The sequence below is a fragment of the Oceanicola granulosus HTCC2516 genome (assembly GCF_000153305.1).
Lineage (GTDB): Bacteria > Pseudomonadota > Alphaproteobacteria > Rhodobacterales > Rhodobacteraceae > Oceanicola > Oceanicola granulosus.
The window spans coordinates 49,397-68,683 of sequence record NZ_CH724109.1 but is presented as its reverse complement, the minus strand read 5'-3'; the positions used below and the strand labels follow the sequence as shown (position 1 = coordinate 68,683).

Sequence of the window (19,287 nt, the reverse complement as noted above, 5' to 3'; positions counted from 1 at the left end):
GGGCTCAGGCCCCGGTGCGCCTTGTCTCGTGCTCGAAACGCTTGCGGGCGACCTGCTCGTTCGCGTCGGCCTTCTGCTGCGCCCGGAGCGCGGTCTCGACGAAGCTCAGGTGCGCCTCCACCGCCGCGCGAGCGCCGGCGGGATCGCGCGCGAGCAGGGCGTCGCGGATGTCGCGGTGCTGGTCGAGGAGCTGGTCTCGGGTGGTGCGCTGGCGGAACATGACGGAGCGGTTGTAGAACACGCCCTCCCGCAGCAGCTGGAACATCGAGCGCATCATGTGGAGCATCACCACGTTGTGGCTCGCCTCGATGATCGAGAGGTGGAAGTCGGCGTCGAGCGCCGCCTCCTCGGCCGGGTTGCGCTTGGCATGGGCGGCGCTCATCCGCTCGTACAGCGAGGCGATCACCTTGAGATCGGTGTCCGAGCCGAGCGTCGCCGCGCGCTCGGCGGCGAGGCCCTCCATGTCGCGGCGGAAGGTGATGTAGTCGTAGACCGCCTCGTCGTGGGTCGAGAACAGCCGCACCAGCGCATCCGAGAACGCCGAGCCGAGCACGTCGGCGACGTAGATGCCCGCCCCGGCGCGGCGCGACAGCAGCCCCCGGTCCTCGAGCTCGGCCACCGCCTCGCGCAGCGAGGGGCGCGAGACGCCGAGCCGGTCGGACAGCTCGCGCTCGGGCGGCAGCCGCTCTCCGGGGCGCAGGATGCCGCGCAGGATCAGCTGCTCCACCTGCCGCACGACGCCCTGCGAGAGCTTCTCGGGCTGGACCTTCTCGAACGGCATGGCGCGCGGCTCCTCCGGGGGATTGGTCAGAACATATGACCACCGCCGCGCGGGGACAACGAGATGGGGCCGTGCCACGAAGAAGGGGCCGCACCATGGCGGCCCCTGTCGGTGGTCCCGGTGAGGGCGTGGCCCCTTACGACGGCGGGTTGATGATGATCTCGACCCGGCGGTTCTGGCGGCGGCCGTCCTCGGTGAGGTTCGTCGCGATCGGCGCGTCCTCGCCGCGGCCGACGGTGTTGATCCGGCCGGCGGAGACGCCGCTCGAGATCAGCGTCGAGGTGACCGCCTGGGCGCGGCGGCGCGACAGGTTCTGGTTGTACGACGCCTCGCCGGTGTTGTCGGTGTGACCGATCACGGTGATCGTGGTGGAGGGGTAGTTGTTCAGGCTGCGGGCCAGCGCGTTGAGATCGGACTGCAGCGAGCCGCTCAGGGTGGCGCTGTCGGTGTCGAACAGGATGTCCTGCGGCAGGGTCACGACCAGCGAGTCGCCGGTGTTGTCGATCCGCACGTTGTTGCCCAGCGAGCGGCGCAGCTCGGCCTCCTGGCGGTCGAGCGAGTAGCCCACGCCCGCGCCCACCGCGGCCCCGACCAGCGCGCCGGCGGCGATGTTGCGGTTGCGCTCTTCGCGGCTGTCGTCGGAATCGGCGACGACGGCGCCCAGCAGCGCGCCGGCGGCGGCGCCGGTCAGCGCGCCGGTGCGGGTGTTGCGGTTGGGGTCGACGCCCGGGTTCGGGCTCATCATCGGATCGCGGGGCGCGCTACAGGCCGACAGGCCGAGCACGAGGGCGGTGGCGAGCACGACGGGGGATTTGATCATGGTCATTCGGATTTGTCTCTCTGTCCTTCGAAAGGGCATGCCTCGGCCCTGATGGCGCTACATATCGGACAGTTCCCGCTGCTATCCAATAGCAGAGGGCCTTTCGGCAGAAGTTAGCGCATAGCGCGCACCGGCCCGGCCGTTTAGGCGTCGGCGCGGGCGCTCTCCCAGGCGAGGATCGCGCGCTTGACGGGCAGGCCCCAATGATAGCCGCCGAGCGCGCCGGATTTGCGCAGCGCGCGGTGGCAGGGGATCAGGAAGCTGATCGGGTTGCGCCCCACGGCGGTGCCGACGGCGCGCACGGCGCGGGGGCTGCCGATGGCGGCGGCGATCTCGCTGTAGGTGGTAACGTGGCCCGACGGGATGCGCAGCAGCGCTTCCCAGACCTTGATCTGCAGCGGCCGGCCGATCAGGTGCATTGCCACCTCGCCGCGCCCGCCGAACGCCGCCTCCATCCACGGCGCGAGGGCGGCGGTGTCCTCGAGGTAGGTCGCCTTCGGCCAGCGCCCGGTGAGGTCGGCCATGGCCGCCTCTGGGCCGCTCTCGGCGGAGAAGGCGATGCCGCAGAGGCCGCGCTCGGTGCCCATGGCGAGAGCCGGGCCGAAGGGCGAGGCGAACCACCCCCAGCGGATCGTCAGCCCCTCCCCGGCGCGGGCGAAGTCGCCGGGGCTCATCGCCTCCCAGCGCAGGAACAGGTCGTGCAGCCGCCCCGAGCCGGACAGCCCCACGGCGTCCGACGTCGCCAGCGTGCTGAAGCGCTCGCGCAGCAGGCTCTTGGCGTGGCCAAGGGTGAGGTATTGCTGGTAGCGTTTGGGCGAGACGCCGACCCATTGCGAGAACACGCGCTGGAAGTGCGCCGGGCTCATGTTCATCGCGCCGGCCAGCGCCTCGAGCGAGAGCGGGGTCTCGGCGGCGTCGATCATCTCGATGGCGCGGCCGATGACGTGGTAATGATAGCGATCCGAGAGGTCCATGCGCCGAGACTAGGCCCGCCCGCGCCCGCGCGCGACCCGGTTCCTGCGCATCCCCGGCGCTTGCCGCGACGGCGCGGGGCGGGCATACCGCCCGGAATGGCCAAGCAACTCGATTACCAGACCCTGCGTGCCGTGTTCGCGCGCTTCCACGAGGCCGAGCCCGAGCCCAAGGGCGAGCTCGAACACGTCAACGCCTACACGCTCGTCGTGGCCGTCGCGCTGTCGGCGCAGGCGACCGACGCGGGCGTCAACAAGGCGACGCGGGAGCTCTTCAAGGTGGCCGACACGCCCGAGAAGATGCTCGCGCTCGGCGAGGAGGGGCTGATCGAGCACATCAAGACGATCGGCCTGTTCCGCCAGAAGGCCAAGAACGTCATCAAGCTCAGCCGCATCCTCGTCGAGGAGCATGGCGGCGAGGTGCCGAACTCCCGCGCCGCGCTGGTGGCGCTGCCGGGGGTGGGGCGCAAGACGGCGAACGTGGTGCTCAACATGTGGTGGCGCCACCCCGCGCAGGCGGTCGACACCCACATCTTCCGCGTCGGCAATCGCACCGGGATCGCACCGGGCAAGGACGTCGAGGCCGTGGAGCGCGCTATCGAGGACCACGTCCCGGCCGACTACCAGCTCCACGCGCATCACTGGCTGATCCTGCACGGCCGCTACATCTGCGTCGCCCGCAAGCCCAAATGCGCCGCCTGCCACATCTACGAATACTGCAGATACGAGGACAAGACCGCATGAAGACCTACAAGATCGTGGGGATCGGCAACGCCATCGTCGACGTGATCTGCCAGACCGGCGACGAGAGCCTCGACCTGCTCGGGATCGAGAAGGGCGTGATGCAGCTGATCGAGCGCGAGCGCGCCGAGATGCTCTACGGCGCGATGAAGGACCGGGTGCAGGCGCCGGGCGGCTCCGTCGCCAACACGCTCGCCGGGCTCGGGGCGCTCGGGCTGAAGACCGGCTTCATCGGCCGGGTCCGCGACGACGCGCTGGGCCGCTTCTACGCCGAGAGCATGGAGGAGCAGGGCTCGCGCTTCGTCAACACGCCGGTCGCGGGCGGCGATCTGCCGACCTCGCGCAGCATGATCTTCGTATCGCCCGACGGCGAGCGCTCGATGAACACCTACCTCGGCATCTCCGCCGAGATCGGCCCCGACGACGTCTCCGACGACGTGGCCGGCGAGGCCGAGATCCTGTTCCTCGAGGGCTACCTCTACGACAAGCCCAAGGGCAAGGACGCCTTCGATCGCGCCGCCCGCGTCTGCCGCGAGGCCGGGGGCATGGCCGGGATCACCCTCTCCGACCCGTTCTGCTGCGACCGCCACCGCGCCGACTTCCAGCGGCTCGTCGGCGAGCTCGACTACGTGATCGGCAACCAGGAAGAATGGCAGGCGCTCTACGAGACCGACCTCGACAGCGCGCTGAAGCGGGCGGCGCGCGAGTGCCGGCTGGTGGTCTGCACCCGCTCGGGCGAGGACGTGGTGCTGATCCGCGGCGAGGAGCGGGTCGTCGTGCCGGTGACGCGCGTCACGCCGGTCGACGCGACCGGCGCGGGCGACCAGTTCGCCGCCGGCTTCCTCTACGGCCTGTCGACGGGCCAGCCGCTCGAGGTCTGCGGGCGGATGGGCGTCGTCGCGGCGGCCGAGGTCATCGCCCATATCGGGCCGCGCCCGGCGTCGAACGTGCTGAACCTGTTCCGCGCGGCGGAGCTCGTCTGAGCCTCACTCCAGCGGCGGCACCACGACCCAGACCCGCACCTGCTGGCCGGTCTCGAGATCCTCGCAGGCCACGAGGGCCAGCGCCGGCTCATCCGGGCCGAGCCGCATGCCCGTGACGCCGCTGCACTCCTCGAGCGGACTGTCGTAGGCGGCGGCGTCGAAGCTGTCGGCCGCCTCCGCCCCGTCGACCTCCACCGGCGGCAGCACGGCGCGGGTGGCGGCGAGGGTCCGCTCGAGATGGGCGGAGAAGTTCTCGAGCGGAAGCTCGAAGGTCTCGCCGTCGTAGGTGGTCAGTTCGAGGCCCATCGGCCCCAGCGTCACCTCCTCGCCGAAGCGGGGATCGTCGAGCGGCCACGCCCCGTCGGCGGCGCGGGCGCGGTAGGGGTTGACCGGATCGACGAGGACCGGCGCGGCGATGCGCGGGTCGGCCTCGGGGCCGAGGTCGAGGATGCGGTCGACGGCGCGGTAGCGGGTGTCGCCGCCGGTGGCGAGGTCGCGGGTGATCAGCAGGGTGTCGATCTGGCGGACGGTGTGCAGGCCGTGGTTGTCGGTCACCTCGCGCAGGATCAGCACGCTGCCGTCGGTGCGCCCGAACAGGCGGTCGAACATGTTGACCACCCGCGGCGGCGTCGCCGCGGCGCTGGTCGCGGCCAGCAGCGTGGCCGCGAGGGCGAGGAGGAGGGGCGCGCGCACGGTCATTCTCCGAGCTTCGCGTGGACTTCGTCGAGGTCGATCTCGCCCGTCGGCATCTTGTTGGCCGGGTTCTGGAAGTCGTAGCGGAACAGGTTGAAGTCCTTCTTGTAGATTTCGTAGACGAGGTGCATCGACAGGTCGTCGAAGTAATCCTCCACCGGATGCGCCCGCTTCGGCCCGTGGCCCTCGCTCTCGTTGAAGCGCGGGATCCGGTCGAGCCTGATCTCGTGCGGCGTGTCTATGGCGTCGAGCACCTTCTGCATCCCGTCGTTGAATTGTTCGGTCCAGAAGATCCGGTCGTAGCGGCCGCCGTTGACGATGAACGTCGAGATATGCCCCGACATCGCCGACCAGTGGATATCGGGCTCCATCGGCCGGCGCCAGCGGATGGTGTCGCGCGCGAACAGCAGGAAGCGGCGGAAGCTCCTGATCTGGTCGAACTCGAAGTTCGTCTCCGGCTCGCCCACCTCGATCCCGTACTTCTGCACCAGCAGCGGCACGAGGTTGCCCCGGTAGCGCTTGCCGTTGCGCTGGATGCCGCAGATCTTGTCGAAGAACGAGCTCAGGATGCGGGTGTAGGGATTTCGCACGCAGGTGAAGGCGTAGCTGCGGTGGTCGCGCACGTTGGCGGTGATCTTCGGCTGGCTGTGCTCGTGGGCCCACTTGTGCAGGCCGGTCTCGGCGTCATGGATGTCGCCGTCGAAGAAGGTGCCGTGGTCGGAGTAGTACATGATCTGCCCGATCGTCGAGCAGGCGCATTTCGGCACCACCCGGTAGACCACGCTCTCGCTCTCCGTCATCCAGGTGCCGGGAAACCCCATTGCTCTGCCTCTTTGTCATCTGCCCCCGGCCCGCGCGTCGCCCGTCCGCGCCGGCTCCCCGCGGGCAAGGTCGCAAAATGGCCCTGTATGTTCAATGTCTCTTCACGCTATCAGGAGAGAACGGGGCGGAGTGAGGCAGGCGGGCATCCGGCGACATGGCGAAGATTGCCTTCATATTGTTGTGCCACAAGAACCCCGAGGGGATCATCCAGCAGGCGCGGCAGCTGACGGCGGTCGGGGACTGCATCGCGATCCACTTCGACGCCCGCGCCCCGCGCGACGCCTTCCGCCGCATCCGCGAGGCCCTCGCCGACAACCCCAACGTCGCCTTCGCGCGCAGGCGGGTGAAGTGCGGCTGGGGCGAGTGGAGCCTCGTGCAGGCGACGATCAACGCGCTCGAGGCCGCCGTCGACGCCTTCCCGCGCGCGACGCATTTCTACATGCTCTCGGGCGATTGCATGGCGATCAAGTCGGCCGCCTATGCCCACAAGGTGCTCGACGAGCGTGACGTCGACTACATCGAGAGCTTCGACTTCTTCGAGAGCGACTGGATCAAGACCGGGATCAAGGAAGAGCGGCTGATCTACAGGCACGTCTTCAACGAACGCAATCAGAAGTGGCTGTTCTACCGATCGATCGCGGCGCAGAAGGCGCTCGGCCTGAAGCGCGAGATCCCGGCCGACCTGCAGATGATGATCGGCAGCCAGTGGTTCTGCCTGCGCCGCCGCACCATCGAGGCGGTGCTCGACTTCGCCCGGTCCCGGCGCGACGTGATGCGCTTCTTCCGCACCAGCTGGATCCCCGACGAGACGTTCTTCCAGACGCTGGTGCGCCACCTCGTGCCCGAGCCGGAGATCGTCTCGCGCTCACTGACGTTCCTGATGTTCACCGACTACGGAATGCCGGTGACGTTCTACAACGACCACTACGACCTGCTGATCGGGCAGAACAGCCTGTTCGCCCGCAAGATCAGCCCCGAGGCCGCCGACCTGCGGCACCGGCTGGGCCAGCTCTACGCCTCGGAACGGTCCGACTTCGACACCTCCAACGAGGGCCGGCGGCTGTTCCAGTTCCTCGCCGGGCGCGGCCGGATCGGGCGGCGCTACGCGCCCCGTTTCTGGGAGCGCGAGACGTCGCTCGGGCGCGACAAGGAGCTGCTGATCGTCGCCTGCAAGAAGTGGCACGTCGCCAAGCGGCTGCTCGGCTCGATCAAGCACCACACCAACATCCCCGCCATCGAGTACCTGTTCAACGAGGAAGACACCTGGCTGCCCGACCTCGGCGGCATCCAAGCGACGCTGGGCAAGCGCACCCGGCACCGCCGGGCGCTGATGCGGATGCTTTTCGAATACTTCGACACCGAGCGGCTGATCATCTGCCTCGACACCGCGTCGATCGACCTGATGCAGGACTTCTACTCCGACCGCTCCACCACGCGCCTGCTCGAGATCGATTGCAGCCTCTCCGACGAGTACCTGTTCGGCCATGCCCGCCGGGTCGGGCTCGCCGGGCCGGGCACCAGCCGCGAGGCGGTGGCGCGGCTGCTACCGACGATCCGCTACGACGTCGGCTACGAGAGCGAGCGCATCCGCGACCAGAACTTCCCCAACCACAGCCGCATCGCCGAGAGCGCAAGCCCCGAGGCCAACGCCCACGGCATCGCCGACTTCCTGTCGGTGAGCCCGGACGTCGCGCTCGGCATCGCCCAGACCCAGCATTTGTTCGTCGACTGAGAGGCCACCATGGAAGCGTACGATCCCGACAACATCTTCGCCAAGCTGCTGCGCGGGGAGATCCCGTGCGACAAGGTGATGGAGACCGAGCACTCGCTCGCCTTCCGCGACATCCGCCCGCAGGCGCCGACGCACGTGCTGGTGATCCCCAAGGGCGCCTACGCGAGCCTGGACGTCTTCTGCCAGACGGCGTCGGAGGCGGAGATCGTCGACTTCATGCGCACCGTCGGCGAGGTGTGCCGGCAGCAGGGCGTCGAGGAGGGCTTCCGGCTGATCGCCAACGCCCGCACCCACGGGGTGCAGGAGGTGCCGCACCTGCATGTCCACATCCTCGCCGGCCGCAGGCTTGGGCCGATGCTGTCGCTCTGACCCCGGCCGCCGCACCGGCCGAGGCGGCGGAGCCTCCGGCGGGGATTTTGCAGGACAGAGGCGGCGCCGGTCAGGCGCTGCGGGTGAGGGCGAGGAAGACGTCCTCAAGGTCGGCCTCCTCGGTGGTGACGTCCCGGATCGAGATGCCGGCCTCGCGCACCGCCGAGAGCACCGCCTCGGCGGGGAAGCGGCTGCTGGGGTAGGTGAAGACGAGGCTGCCGTCGGGCCGGGCCTCGCCGACGACGCCGTCGGGCAGGGGCGGCAGCGCCGCCGGGGCCTCGGGGCGCACGACGAGGGTCTTGCCGTCGAGCCGCGAGAGCAGGTTGGCGGTGGTGTCGCGCGCGGTGACCTCGCCGTGGTTGATGATGGCGATCTCGTCGCACATCTCCTGCGCCTCCTCGAGGTAGTGGGTCGTCAGGATGATCGTCATGCCGCGCTCGTTGAGGCGGCGCACGTTCTGCCAGAGCATGTTGCGCAGCTCGATGTCGACGCCCGCCGTCGGCTCGTCGAGCACCAGCACCTGCGGCGTGTGGACCAGCGCCTTGCCGAGCAGCAGCCGGCGGCGCATCCCGCCGGAGAGGGAGCGGGCGTAGGCGTCGGCCTTGTCGGTGAGGCCGATCAGATCGAGGATCTCGTCGGTGCGGCGGCGCGCGCGCGGCACGCCGTAGAGGCCGGCCTGCACCTCGAGCGAGGCGCGCGGGGTGAAGAACGGATCGAGGTGCAGCTCCTGGGGCATGACCCCGATGGCGGCGCGGGACTGGCGCGGCGCGCGGTCCTGGTCGAAGCCCCAGATCCGCACCGCGCCCTCGGTCTTGACCACGAGCCCGGCGAGGATGTTGATCAGCGTCGACTTGCCCGCGCCGTTGGGCCCGAGCAGCCCGAAGATCGAGCCGCGCGGGATCTCGAGGTCGATCCCCTTGAGCGCCTCCTTCGCCTCGCTGCGGGCGGTGGCGGCGTAGGTCTTGCGCAGGGTCTCGATCTCGATGGCGTTGGCACTCACCGTGGCGTCTCCTCGGGCTGGTCGGGCTCGGCGCCTTGACAGCGCGTCCGCGGGATGTATGCCGGTGAGCGTGCCGCGGCAACCGGACGAGATGGACCGACATGACCCTTCCTGCCCCCGAGACCAAGATCGTCAGCCAGTGGCGTGTCGCCTGCGACGGCAGCGAAGGCGCGCTGGGCCATCCCCGCGTCTGGCTGCCGATCCCGCACGAGACGGGCTACGTCGATTGCGGCTATTGCGACGCCCGCTACGTGCACGAGAGCTTCGCCGACAAGATCAAGTGAGCGCCGCGCCGCGCGCGCTTGCGATGAGCGGGACGTGAGGGCGCACCCGCTGGCCTCCGGCCACCGGTTCGGGCTAAACCCGGCCGGCGCAGGCTGTTCGAGGGAGTTCCGGCGATGACATTCGGCAAGGGGTGCCACCTGCACCTGATCGACGGCTCCGCCTTCATCTTCCGCGCCTACCACGCGCTGCCGCCGCTCACCCGGCCCTCCGACGGGGCGCCCGTCGGGGCGGTGTCGGGCTTCTGCAACATGCTGCAGAAGTACATCGACACCAACTCCGGCGCCGACGCGGCGACACATGTGGCGGTGATCTTCGACAAGGGCAGCCAGACCTTCCGCAACGAGATGTTCGACCAGTACAAGGCGAACCGCTCGGAGATGCCCGAGGACCTGCGCCCGCAGATCCCGCTGACCCGCCGCGCGACCGAGGCGTTCAACATCGCCTGCAAGGAGATGGAGAACTACGAGGCCGACGACATGATCGCCGCCCTCGCCTGCCAGGCCCGCGCCGCCGGGGGCCGGGTCACCATCGTGTCGTCCGACAAGGACCTGATGCAGCTCGTCGGCGACGGCGTGGAGATGCTCGACCCGATGAAGAACCGCCGCATCGACCGCGACGGCGTGTTCGAGAAGTTCGGCGTGTTCCCCGACCGGGTCGTCGACGTGCAGGCGCTCGCGGGCGACTCGGTCGACAACATCCCCGGCGCGCCGGGGATCGGCATCAAGACGGCGGCGCTGCTGATCAACGAGTACGGCAGCCTCGAGGAGCTGCTCGAGCGGGCGGAGGAGATCAAGCAGCCCAAGCGGCGCCAGACGCTGATCGAGTACCGCGCCCAGATCGAGCTCTCCAAGCGGCTGGTGCAGCTCGACTGCGACACCCCGCTCGACTTCACGCTCGACGATCTCGAGATGCGCGAGCCCGATCCGGAGCGGCTGCTGGGCTTCCTCGCCGAGATGGAATTCCGCACCATCGCGCGGCGCATCAGCGACAAGCTCGGCGTCGAGGCGCCGGCGATGCCGGAGCGCGCGGCGGGGCCGGCGGCGCCGGTCGAGGAGGCCGTCGAGGCGCCGCCGTTCGAACACGCGGCCTACGAGCGCATCGCCGATGCCGCGGCGCTGGAGCAGTGGATCGCGCGCGTCTACGACCGCGGCTACGTCGCGCTGCGCCCGATCGCCGACAGCGCCTCGGAGACCACCTGCGCCCTCGTCGGCCTCGCGCTCGCGGTCGAGCCGGGGCAGGCGGGCTACCTGCCGCTGCGCCACGTGGGCGACAGCGAGCAGGGGCTGTTCGGCTCGTCCGATCTCGCCGAGGGGCAGATGGACTTCGACGCCGCGCTGGCGCTGCTGCGGCCGATGCTGGAGGACGACAGCATCATGAAGGTGGCGCAGGACGCGAAGGCGGCGATGAAGCTGCTCGGGCGCCACGGCATCGCGCTCGCGCCGGTCGACGACACCCACCTGCTGAGCTACGCGCTCAATTCCGGCCTGCACGGCCACACGCTCGACACCCTGTCGGACCGTCTCCTCGGGCACCGGCCGATCGAGCTGAAGTCGGTCGTCGGCACCGGCAAGTCGGCCCGCACCTTCGACCGGGTGCCGGTGGAGGCGGTGACGCCCTACGCCGCCGAGGAGGCCGACATCGTGCTGCGGCTGTGGCAGGCGCTGAAGCAGCAGCTCTTCCGGAAGCAGGTCACCCGGGTCTACGAGACCCTCGAGCGGCCCCTGATCCCGGTGCTGGCGGGGATGGAGCGGGCGGGGATCCGGGTCGACCGGGACACGCTGTCGCGGATGTCGAACGCCTTCAGCCAGAAGATGGCCGGGCTGGAGGCGGAGGTCTACGAGCTGGCGGGGCGCGAGTTCAACCTCGGCTCGCCCAAGCAACTCGGCGAGATCCTGTTCGACGAGCTCGGCCTGCCCGGCGGCAAGAAGGGCAAGACCGGCGCCTACGGCACCGGCGCCGACGTGCTCGAGGACCTTGCCACCGAGCACGACCTTCCCGGCCGGATCCTCGACTGGCGCCAGATCAGCAAGCTCAAGTCCACCTACACCGACTCGCTGCAGGGCTACATCCAGCCCGAGACCAGCCGGGTCCACACCTCCTACAGCCAGGCCGGCGCCGCCACCGGCCGGCTCGCCTCGACCGAGCCGAACCTGCAGAACATCCCGGTGCGCACCGAGGAGGGGCGGCGGATCCGCGAGGCCTTCGTCGCCGATCTGGGCAAGGTGCTGGTCAGCCTCGATTACAGCCAGATCGAGCTGCGCATCCTCGCCCACGTCGCCGGGCTCGACGCCCTGCGGGAGGCGTTCCGCAGCGGCCAGGACATCCACGCCGCGACCGCGTCGGAGATGTTCAACGTGCCGCTGGAGGAGATGACGCCCGACGTGCGGCGGCAGGCGAAGGCGATCAACTTCGGGGTGATCTACGGGATCTCGGGCTTCGGCCTGGCGCGCAGCCTGCGGATCCCGCGCGAGGAGGCTCAGGGGTTCATCAACCGCTACTTCGAGCGCTTCCCGGGGATCCGCGACTACATGGACGAGACGGTGGCCTTCGCCAAGGAGCACGGCTTCGTGCAGACGCTGTTCGGGCGCAAGATCCACACTCCCGAGATCAACGCGAAGGGCCCCGGCGCCGGCTTCGCGCGGCGCGCCGCGATCAACGCGCCGATCCAGGGGACCGCGGCCGACGTGATCCGCCGCGCGATGGTGCGGATGCCCGCCGCCATCGAGGGGCTGCCCGCGACGATGCTGCTGCAGGTCCACGACGAACTGCTGTTCGAGGTGGAGGAGGGCGCCGTCGAGGCGCTCGTCGCCGCCGCGCGCGAGGTGATGGAGGCGGCCGCGATGCCGGTGGTGCAGTTCACCGTGCCGCTGGTCGTCGACGCAGGGCAGGGCACGAACTGGGCCGCCGCGCACTAGAAGGAGGGCTGCACCAGCGCGGCTGCCTCCCCGCCTGGCCTGAGTGGTAGCTGCGCCAATCGCGTCGCCCGAAGCTGCGTTGCCGGAAGCAGCCTCCGGCCGCCACCCACTCCGCCCGGCCCCCGGCCGGGCAGCGCCGTCCCGCCCCCCCGGGGCGGCGCTTTTGGCGAAGGTCCGTCCACCGGCGCGACGGGCGTGCTTCTGTTGATGTCCCGCGAAGCTGACCCCCGCCCCGGCGGGCCGGCGCTGCCCGGCCTCGCGTCGCACTGACGTCGCTCCGAGGCCGCTCGGCCACGGGCAGGCGGGGACCGCTCAAACGAAAAGGGCCGGGGAAACCCCCGGCTCACAGACGCCCATGAGAAGAGCGTCAGGCGATCAGTTCACCGCCTTGGCGTCCACGACGTCCTTGTCGTCGGTCGAGGGCCCCTTGGCGATCTCGATCCGGCGCGGCTTCAGCGCCTCGGGGACTTCGCGCACCAGGTCGATGTGCAGCATCCCGTCGCGGTGGCTGGCGCCGGTGACGCGGACGTGGTCGGCGAGGTGGAAGCGGCGCTCGAAGGCGCGCGTGGCGATGCCGCGGTGCAGGTACTTGCGGTCACCGTCCTGCTCGGCCTTGCGGCCGGACACGATCAGCGCGTTCTCACGGACTTCGACGCCGAGGTCCTCGTCGGAGAACCCGGCGACGGCGACGGAGATGCGCCAGGAATCGTCGGCGGTCTTCTCGATGTTGTAGGGGGGATAGGACTGATCGGCGGGATCGCTGAGAACGCGGTCCATCATGTCGGCGATCTGGTCGAAGCCGACGGTTGCGCGGTAGAGCGGCGCAAGGTCAAACGTACGCATGGGTTATCCTCCATTGAGCGACAACGTTGCTATGTATGGCCCTCCACGAGGGAGCGGCCGGAAGCGCGAGACCCGGTCACCGGCGTCTCACGCGAAGGATCTGGGAATGCCCCCGCGCCATGTCAAGTAGGCCGGGCTTCAGCCCGGCACGATGCGCGGAGCCGGTCTACGGCCGGACGAACTTCGCCCCGGTGTCGCTTCCGCTGCCTTCTCCGGGCCGAACCACGCGGATCTGCGAGCGCGCGATGCCGCCATACTGTCCGGCCCCCCGCGCCATCTCGGCGCGCAGCTGCGCCAGCGGCGCATCGAGGGCGAGACCGAGCGCCACCCGGCCCTGCTCGATTTCCGCCTTCGCCGAGACCAGCGACACGATCCGCGCCCGTCCGCCCGCAAGCGTGAAGACCGGCGCGCCCGACGAGCCGAAATCGACGCTGCAGGCCATCACGATCACCCCCGCCTGTTCGCCCAGCACGCCGCACATCTCCTGCAGCGACGGCGCCTCGGCCCGGTCGATCGCGTAGGAGACGACGCCGACCGCCTCGCCCGCACGCGGATGGTGGCCCGTTTCGAAGGGCACGATCCGGGTTGAGCGGATCGGCTGGTCGAGCTCGAGCAACGCGAGGTCGCGGCCGACGTTCGCCATCTCCGCCGCGCCGCCGTGGACGTAGTCCGGCAGGTGCAGCGCCCGCCGCACCCCGCGATAGGCCAGCGCGCGGCCGTTGCGCAGCCCGGCGAGGAACTGGAACCGGGTCGGGTCGATCAGCGTGCCGCTGTCGGTGTCGTAGAGGCAGTGCGCGGCGGTGACGACGAGGTCCTCGGCCACCAGCGCGCCGGTGCAGAAGCCCTTGCCGTCGATGTCGAGCCGCCCGACCGCCTCCCATCCGCGCGCCGCGTCGCCGGTCTGGAGCGACTGCAGCGCGGCCTCCTGGGCCGCGGCGCCGCCGGCAAACAGGCCGAGGAGGCAGAGAAGGCGGATCAGCATGGCGGGAACTCCGGTGGCGGCGCCGAGGTGGGCTAGCAACGAATTGAGGCGAGATTGCGGCGCCTGCCCTCAGGTCAGCGCGGGCGGCCGCGCGGGTGTGTCTTCGAGCGCCGGCGGCTTCGGGCCGCCCGTGGCCCAGTCCAGCAGCTCGACCGTGTGCACCACCGGCACGCCGGTGCCGCTGCCGATCTGCATCATGCAGCCGATGTTGCCCGCCGCGATGACGTCCGGCGCCAGGGCCTCCAGCGTGTCGACCTTTCGCGCTTTCAGCTGCCCCGAGATCTCGGGCTGCATCAGGTTGTACGTTCCCGCCGAGCCGCAGCAGAGGTGACTGTCGGCCGGCTCCACCACCTCGAAGCCGGCCGCCTTGAGCAGCGCCTTCGGGTGGCTCTTGATCTTCTGCCCGTGCTGGAGCGAGCAGGCCGCATGGTAGGCCACCCGAAGCCCGCGCCCGCCGCCCTCGATCAGCCGCGTCGCCTCCGTCCCGGCGATGTCCTCGCGCGCGGGCTGCCGCGTCTCCGCGGGCACCTCGGCCATGAGTTCGGCGAGCACCTCCGAGACGTCCTTCGCCAGCGCCGCCACTTGCGCCGCCGGCTCGGCCAGCGCGGGATCGGTGCGGAACATGTGGCCGTAATCCTTGACCGTCGTGCCGCAGCCCGAGGTGTTGACGACGATCGCGTCGAGCCCCGGCCCGTCGATCTCGCGGCTCCAGGCGCGGATGTTGCGCGCGGCGTGGCCGTGGCTGTCGTCGGCCTTGCCCATGTGGTGCGTCAGCGCCCCGCAGCAGCCCGCGCCCTCGGCGACGACCACGTCGCAGCCCAGCCGGGTGAGCAGCCGGATCGTGGCGTCGTTGATGTCGGTGTTGAGCGCCCGCTGCGCGCAGCCGGTCATCAGCGCCACCCGCCTGCGGCGCGGGCCGATGGCGGCGTGGGTCTGGGGATCGTCGTTGTGCGAGACCGGCGGGATGCGCCGCGGCGCCATCTCGACCATCGCCCGCAGCCGCGCGTCGGGCAGCAGCCCGCGGACCGGCCGCGCGAGCTTCGCCCCCAGCAGCGCCAGCCGGAAGCGCCCCGGATAGGGCAGGATCCGCGCCAGCATCCAGCGCAGCGCCCGGTCGGGCCACGGGCGACGGTAGTGCTCCTCGATATAGGCGCGGGCATGGTCGACGAGGTGCATGTAGTGCACGCCCGACGGGCAGGTCGTCATGCAGGCGAGGCAGGAGAGGCAGCGGTCGATGTGAGTGACGGTCCTGTCGTCGGGCACCCGCTCGTTCTCGAGCATGTCCTTCATCAGGTAGATGCGCCCGCGCGGCGAATCGAGCTCGTCGCCGAGCACCTGGTAGGTCGGGCAGGTGGCGGTGCAGAAGCCGCAATGGACGCAGGCGCGCAGGATCTCGTTGGCGCGCGCGGTGTCGGGATCGGCCAGCTGCTCGGGGGTGAAGGTGGTCTGCATCTGCGCTCCTCGGCGTCAGGCCATGAGGCCGGGGTTCAGGATGCCGCGCGGGTCGAAGCGGGCACGCAGCCCCGCGCTCAGCGCGGCGACGGGGGCAGGCTCGGGCTGGAACACGGGCACGACGGCGCGGGTCTCGGGCGCGGCGCGCACCAGCGTGGCGTGGCCGCCCAGCTCGGCGAGCCGCGCCCGCAGCAGCGCCGCCCCGGCGTCGCCGCCGTCCTCCACCAGCAGCCAGAGCAAGCCGCCGCCCCAGTCACGCAGCGCCCGGTGCGCCAGGCCGGCTTCGCCCAGCGCCTCCGTCAGCCGCACGCCGCGGGAGGGGCGCAGCGACACCCGCCACACCGCGCCCGCGCGCCCGGCGAAGGGCGTGACGTCCCGGACCTCGCGCCAGAGCGCGGCGCTCGCCGCGCCCTCCACCGGCGCGAAGCCCTCGAGCAGCGCCCCCAGCCGCTCGCCCCGGTAGGCGACCGACTCCGGCAGCCCCTCGATCCGCACCCGCGTCTCCGCCGCGCCCGCGACCCCCTCGTCGAGATGCGCCGCCCCGGTGACGTCGTAGGGTGAGCCCAGCGCCGCCGTCAGCGCCGCCACGCCGGCCTCCGCCGCCAGCCCGCGCGCCACCAGCGTCATCTCCGCCGCCGGCTCGGCGAGCACCTTCAGCGACACCTCGCTCAGCACCCCGAGCGTGCCCCACGAGCCGGCCATCAGCTTGACCAGGTCGTAGCCGGTGACGTTCTTCATCACCCGCCCGCCGTTCTTGACCACCCGCCCCGCGCCGTCGATGAACCGCACGCCCAGCAGGAAATCCCGGGCCGCGCCGACGTTGACCCGGCGCGGCCCGCTGGCGTTGGCCGCGAAGACCCCGCCGATGGTCGGCGCGCCCGCGGTGCCCAGCAGCGCCCGGTGGTCGATCGGCTCGAAGGCCAGCCGCTGCCCCTGCTCGGCCAGCACCGCCTCGACCTCCGCCAACGGCGTCCCCGCCCCCACCACGAGCGTCAGCGCCCCCGGCTCGTAGAGGCGCACGCCCGTCAGCCCCGCCGTCGACAGCACCTCGCCCGCCACCGGCCGCCCGACATCCCGCGTCCCGCCGCCGACGATCTTCAGCGGCCCCGCCGCCCCGGCCACCAGCGCGGCCAGTTCCTCTTCGCTCTCAGGTCTCATGGTCTCTGTTCTTCAAGTATCCCGGGGGAGTCGCCGAAGGCGACGGGGGCAGCGCCCCCAGTGTCACCGCTCACGCCGCGCGTCGCCGGGCCGAGGCGTCGAGCGGAAACACCTTCGCGGCGTTCAGCAGCCACGCCGGATCGAACACGTCCTTCACCGCCATCTGCGCCTCCAGGTCGTCGGGGCCGTACTGCACCGCCATCAGGTCGCGCTTCTCGACGCCCACCCCGTGCTCCCCGGTGAGGCAGCCGCCGACCTCGACGCAGAGCCGCAGGATGTCGGCGCCCATCTCCTCGGCCTTCTCGAGGTCGCCGGGGCGGTTGGCATCGAACAGGATCAGCGGGTGCATGTTGCCGTCCCCGGCGTGGAACACGTTGGCGACCTCCAGCCCGTAGCGCCCGGACAGGGCGCGGATGCCGCCGAGCACCTCGGGCAGGCGGCTGACGGGGATCGTGCCGTCGAGGCACATGTAGTCGTTGATCTGCCCCATCGCCCCGAAGGCCGACTTGCGCCCGAGCCAGATCCGCGCGGCCTCGTCGGCATCCGCCGCCTCGCGCAGCTCGACGGGGTCGTGGCGGCGCGCGATCTCGAGGATCAGGGCGAGCTGCTCGTCGATCTCGCCGGGCGCGCCCTCGACCTCGACGATCAGCAGCGCCTCGCAATCCGGATAGCCCGCCCCGGCGAAGGCCTCGCAGGCGCGGATGCAGGGGCGGTCCATGAACTCGATCGCCACCGGCAGGACGCCGGCCTTGATGATGTCGCTCACGCAGGCCCCGGCGACCTCGTTGCTGTCGAAGCCCATGAGCACGGGGCGCGCGCCCTCGGGCTTGGGCAGGATGCGCAGCGTCGCCTCGGTGACGACGCCGAGCTGGCCCTCGCTGCCGCAGATCACGCCGAGCAGGTCGAGCCCGCCGGCGTCGAGATGCCCGCCGCCCAGCTCGATCACGGTGCCGTCCATGAGCACCATCGTCACGCCGAGCAGGTTGTTGGTCGTGACGCCGTATTTCAGGCAGTGCGCGCCGCCCGAGTTCATCGCGATGTTGCCCGCGATGGCGCAGGCGAGCTGCGACGAGGGATCGGGGGCGTAGAAGAACCCGTCCTCCTCGACCGCGCCGGTGACGGAGAGGTTGGTGCGCCCGGTCTGCACCCGGATGAAGCGGTCGCCGTAGGCCGTCTCCAGCACCCGGTTCAGCCGCGCCACGCCGAGGATCACGCTGTCCGCCGTCGGCAGCGCCCCGCCCGCGAGCGAGGTGCCCGAGCCGCGCGGCACGACGGGCACACCCTCCTCGTGGCAGACCCTGAGCACCGCGGCGACCTCCTCGGTCGAGGCCGGCAGCACCGCGCAGAGCGGCGGGCAGCGGTAGGCGGTGAGCGCGTCGCACTCGTAGGCGCGGGTCTCGGCCGGATCGTGGATCACGCCGGACGCGGGCAGCACCGCCTGCAGCCGCTCGACGACACGGGCCTTCTTGGCGAGCACGGCGGCGCTCGGGGTCGGCATCTCCATCGGGCGGCTCCTCTCGGCCAGGCGGGCGGATTGGTCAAAAGATATGACCAATCCGGCACGAGCGCAAACGGCAAGTCCGCGGCCCCTTGCCTCGCCCCCGGCGGCGCGGCAAGACCTTCGCATGCTCTGGGTCAAGGTCATACACCTGCTCTGCGTGCTCGGCTGGATGACCGGGATCTTCGCCGTGCCCCGCGCGCTGATCTTCTGGAAGCGCGAGCACGCCGCCTCCGGCAGCCTCGGCCCGGCGGGCGACCTGACGATCCGCCTGTTCCGCTTCTCCGCCGGCCTCGGCGTCATCGCCATCGTCACCGGGCTGTCGCTCGCCTGGTGGCTCGGCTGGCCCGGCTGGTCGCTGCTCAAGGCGGCGCTCGTGGCGCTGCTCGCGGCGCACTACGCCTGGACGGGCCGGCTCGTGCTGCGCGCCCGGCGCGGCCTGTTCGACGAGAGCGACCGGTTCCTGCGCATCTACAACGAGGCGAGCGTGCTGGTGGTGATCGCGATCCTCTGGGCCGTCGTGTTCCGGCCGTTCTGATGATGAGCCCGGTCGACGTCCTCGCCCTGTTGTCGCCGCGCGATTTCGCGGCGCTGGCGTTCCTGGTGCTCGGCTCGGTCCTGATCGGCTGGCACATCGAGCACCCGCCCGCCCGGCGGCCGTCGGTGACCAAGCTGATGAGCCAGTACCGGCGCGACTGGATGGAGAGCTTTGTCGAACGCGACGTGCGCATCTTCGACAGCCAGATCCTGTCGTCTCTCCGGCAGGGGACCAACTTCTTCGCCTCGACCTGCATCCTCGCCATCGGCGGCGCCCTGGCGCTGGTGGGCAACACCGAGCCGCTGACCGGTATCGCCGAGGAACTGACGGACGAGCAGCGGCCCGAGCTGCTCTGGCAGATCAAGCTGCTGGTGGTGGTGCTCTACCTGACCTCGGCGTTCCTACGCTTCGTATGGGCCAACCGGGTGTTCGGCTATTGCGCCGTGGTCATGGCCTCGGTGCCCAACCTGCCCGTCACCGACGACGCCCGCGACCGCGCCCGCCGCGCCGGCGAGCTCAACATCCGCGCGGCGGTGAACTTCAACCGCGGCCTGCGCTCGATGTACTTCGCCCTCGGCAGCCTCGCCTGGATCCTCGGCCCCACCGCCCTTGCCGCCGCAACCGCCGCGACGCTGTGGGTCGTCTGGAGCCGCGAGTTCGCCTCAATCCCGCGCCGGATCATCGAGCGGTGAGGGGGCGGGGTG

Annotated in this window: 19 protein-coding genes; 8 read left to right on the top strand and 11 right to left on the bottom strand. The window is 70.8% G+C overall.

Translation table 11 applies throughout. From position 1 onward, the window contains the following. Window positions 1–4 precede the first annotated feature (4 nt). From OG2516_RS16025 to OG2516_RS16015, 3 genes are all read right to left on the bottom strand, one after another. Window positions 5–781, bottom strand: a complete 777-nt coding sequence (locus OG2516_RS16025; protein ID WP_007256942.1) for an FCD domain-containing protein — start codon at window positions 779–781, stop codon at window positions 5–7. Window positions 782–917: 136 nt separating this feature from the next. After that, window positions 918–1,607 (bottom strand): YiaD family glycine zipper/OmpA-like lipoprotein, encoded by a 690-nt coding sequence (locus tag OG2516_RS16020; RefSeq protein ID WP_007256943.1) that lies wholly within the window; start codon window positions 1,605–1,607, stop codon window positions 918–920. Between the two features lie 137 nt (window positions 1,608–1,744). After that, window positions 1,745–2,575: a methylated-DNA--[protein]-cysteine S-methyltransferase gene (locus tag OG2516_RS16015; protein ID WP_007256944.1), complete on the bottom strand. Its 831-nt coding sequence runs from the start codon at window positions 2,573–2,575 to the stop codon at window positions 1,745–1,747. A 96-nt stretch (window positions 2,576–2,671) separates the two neighbouring features. On the opposite strand from OG2516_RS16015, the gene nth reads away from it, so the two are divergent. Next, the gene (gene nth / locus OG2516_RS16010) at window positions 2,672–3,316 is read left to right on the top strand and encodes an endonuclease III (RefSeq protein WP_007256945.1); all 645 of its coding nucleotides are present in this window, start codon (window positions 2,672–2,674) and stop codon (window positions 3,314–3,316) included. Beyond that, complete coding sequence (locus OG2516_RS16005; protein ID WP_007256946.1) at window positions 3,313–4,296, top strand: adenosine kinase; 984 nt, start codon at window positions 3,313–3,315, stop codon at window positions 4,294–4,296. Before nth ends, OG2516_RS16005 begins: the two co-directional genes overlap by 4 nt. Before the next feature lie 3 nt (window positions 4,297–4,299). Here OG2516_RS16005 and OG2516_RS16000 read toward each other — a convergent pair whose 3' ends face one another. Then, a complete protein-coding gene (locus tag OG2516_RS16000) occupies window positions 4,300–4,989 on the bottom strand; it encodes a hypothetical protein (protein WP_156799408.1) in 690 nt (229 codons plus the stop codon). A 2-nt stretch (window positions 4,990–4,991) separates the two neighbouring features. Next, window positions 4,992–5,810: a sulfotransferase family protein gene (locus tag OG2516_RS15995; RefSeq protein ID WP_007256948.1), complete on the bottom strand. Its 819-nt coding sequence runs from the start codon at window positions 5,808–5,810 to the stop codon at window positions 4,992–4,994. A 155-nt stretch (window positions 5,811–5,965) separates the two neighbouring features. On the opposite strand from OG2516_RS15995, the gene OG2516_RS15990 reads away from it, so the two are divergent. Then, window positions 5,966–7,543 (top strand): DUF5928 domain-containing protein, encoded by a 1,578-nt coding sequence (locus tag OG2516_RS15990; protein WP_007256949.1) that lies wholly within the window; start codon window positions 5,966–5,968, stop codon window positions 7,541–7,543. Between the two features lie 9 nt (window positions 7,544–7,552). Further along, window positions 7,553–7,912, top strand: coding sequence for a histidine triad nucleotide-binding protein (locus OG2516_RS15985; RefSeq protein ID WP_007256950.1), 360 nt, complete (start codon window positions 7,553–7,555; stop codon window positions 7,910–7,912). Between the two features lie 70 nt (window positions 7,913–7,982). Here OG2516_RS15985 and OG2516_RS15980 read toward each other — a convergent pair whose 3' ends face one another. Then, window positions 7,983–8,912 (bottom strand): ABC transporter ATP-binding protein, encoded by a 930-nt coding sequence (locus OG2516_RS15980; protein WP_007256951.1) that lies wholly within the window; start codon window positions 8,910–8,912, stop codon window positions 7,983–7,985. A 101-nt stretch (window positions 8,913–9,013) separates the two neighbouring features. Between OG2516_RS15980 and OG2516_RS15975 the strand changes: the two genes are divergently transcribed. Together OG2516_RS15975 and polA are read left to right on the top strand one after the other, a co-directional pair. Then, on the top strand, window positions 9,014–9,196 hold the full coding sequence (locus tag OG2516_RS15975) for a zinc-finger domain-containing protein (RefSeq protein WP_007256952.1): 183 nt from the start codon (window positions 9,014–9,016) through the stop codon (window positions 9,194–9,196). Window positions 9,197–9,310: 114 nt separating this feature from the next. Beyond that, window positions 9,311–12,112 (top strand): DNA polymerase I, encoded by a 2,802-nt coding sequence (gene polA, locus OG2516_RS15970; protein WP_007256953.1) that lies wholly within the window; start codon window positions 9,311–9,313, stop codon window positions 12,110–12,112. Between the two features lie 375 nt (window positions 12,113–12,487). On the opposite strand, the gene OG2516_RS15965 is transcribed toward polA, so the two are convergent. From OG2516_RS15965 to OG2516_RS15945, 5 genes are all read right to left on the bottom strand, one after another. Then, complete coding sequence (locus tag OG2516_RS15965) at window positions 12,488–12,955, bottom strand: Hsp20 family protein (protein WP_007256954.1); 468 nt, start codon at window positions 12,953–12,955, stop codon at window positions 12,488–12,490. A gap of 166 nt (window positions 12,956–13,121) precedes the next feature. Beyond that, complete coding sequence (locus OG2516_RS15960; RefSeq protein ID WP_007256955.1) at window positions 13,122–13,937, bottom strand: trypsin-like serine peptidase; 816 nt, start codon at window positions 13,935–13,937, stop codon at window positions 13,122–13,124. Window positions 13,938–14,006: 69 nt separating this feature from the next. After that, window positions 14,007–15,389, bottom strand: coding sequence for a glycolate oxidase subunit GlcF (glcF, locus tag OG2516_RS15955; RefSeq protein WP_007256956.1), 1,383 nt, complete (start codon window positions 15,387–15,389; stop codon window positions 14,007–14,009). A 15-nt stretch (window positions 15,390–15,404) separates the two neighbouring features. Then, window positions 15,405–16,547 carry an FAD-binding protein gene (locus tag OG2516_RS15950; protein WP_007256957.1) on the bottom strand — a complete coding sequence of 381 codons (1,143 nt, stop codon included), beginning with the start codon at window positions 16,545–16,547 and terminating at the stop codon, window positions 15,405–15,407. A 70-nt stretch (window positions 16,548–16,617) separates the two neighbouring features. Beyond that, window positions 16,618–18,051: an FAD-linked oxidase C-terminal domain-containing protein gene (locus OG2516_RS15945; protein ID WP_007256958.1), complete on the bottom strand. Its 1,434-nt coding sequence runs from the start codon at window positions 18,049–18,051 to the stop codon at window positions 16,618–16,620. Window positions 18,052–18,172: 121 nt separating this feature from the next. Here OG2516_RS15945 and OG2516_RS15940 point away from each other — a divergent pair, with 121 nt between their 5' ends. Continuing rightward, on the top strand, window positions 18,173–18,583 hold the full coding sequence (locus OG2516_RS15940; protein WP_007256959.1) for a CopD family protein: 411 nt from the start codon (window positions 18,173–18,175) through the stop codon (window positions 18,581–18,583). Then, window positions 18,583–19,275 carry a DUF599 domain-containing protein gene (locus tag OG2516_RS15935; RefSeq protein WP_007256960.1) on the top strand — a complete coding sequence of 231 codons (693 nt, stop codon included), beginning with the start codon at window positions 18,583–18,585 and terminating at the stop codon, window positions 19,273–19,275. Before OG2516_RS15940 ends, OG2516_RS15935 begins: the two co-directional genes overlap by 1 nt. Window positions 19,276–19,287 lie beyond the last annotated feature (12 nt).